The sequence below is a fragment of the Agriterribacter sp. genome (assembly GCF_035444585.1).
Taxonomy (GTDB): Bacteria; Bacteroidota; Bacteroidia; order Chitinophagales; family Chitinophagaceae; genus Agriterribacter.
The window spans coordinates 1-383 of the sequence record NZ_DAOMOZ010000211.1 but is presented as its reverse complement, the minus strand read 5'-3'; the positions used below and the strand labels follow the sequence as shown (position 1 = coordinate 383).

The window sequence follows — 383 nt, the reverse complement described above, 5'->3', positions numbered from 1 at the left end:
GGAATTTATGGAGGCCGCCATAACATTAAACAAGCCACTGATCATTCTTGACCGGCCAAACCCCAACGGCTTTTATGTAGACGGTCCTGTGCTGGATATGAAATACAAATCTTTTGTGGGCATGCAGCCGGTACCCGTGGTATACGGCATGACGATCGGAGAATATGCTTACATGCTGCTGAAGGAGAATATGCTTTCCGTAAAAACAAAGGCTCAACCTGCTGTTTACATTGATCCCCGGCCCACGGATAACATTGACTTATCAGCATTCAGTCTTACCATCATTAAATGTGGTAACTACACGCACGACAGCAAATATGTGCTGCCCGTACGCCCTTCTCCCAATTTGCCCGATATTCAATCGGTATACCTTTATCCCTCCA

At 46.2% G+C, this 383-nt stretch carries 1 protein-coding gene; it reads left to right on the top strand.

Annotation, left to right across the window (positions count from 1 at the left end):
- Nucleotides 1-383 (top strand): exo-beta-N-acetylmuramidase NamZ domain-containing protein (locus PLH26_RS17795; RefSeq protein WP_324587383.1); only part of this gene is annotated, 383 nt, incomplete at both ends.